Origin of the sequence: Citrobacter sp. TBCS-14 (assembly GCF_005280805.1) — a bacterium.
Classification (GTDB): Bacteria; Pseudomonadota; Gammaproteobacteria; order Enterobacterales; family Enterobacteriaceae; genus Citrobacter; species Citrobacter gillenii.
Window position 1 is genome coordinate 1 of sequence record NZ_SZWM01000761.1, and the last position, 208, is coordinate 208.

General features: G+C 53.8%; 1 protein-coding gene. It reads left to right on the top strand.

What is annotated here, in order from left to right; genetic code table 11:
- The coding region (locus tag FDX22_RS21150; protein ID WP_146717729.1) for a hypothetical protein at positions 1-208 on the top strand (208 nt) is incomplete at both ends.

Genomic DNA, 208 nt, shown 5'->3' on the forward strand with positions numbered 1-208 from the left:
GTCGATTTACTCGTGGCGCGGTGCGCGTCCGCAAAACCTGGTACTGCTGAGCAAAGATTTTCCGGCGCTGCAGGTGGTTAAGCTGGAGCAGAACTATCGCTCTTCCGGACGTATCCTCAAGGCCGCAAATATTCTCATTGCTAACAATCCGCACGTATTTGAAAACAGGACCGGCGTGGTCATCGACAGTTCAAGGGTCTGCTGCAGG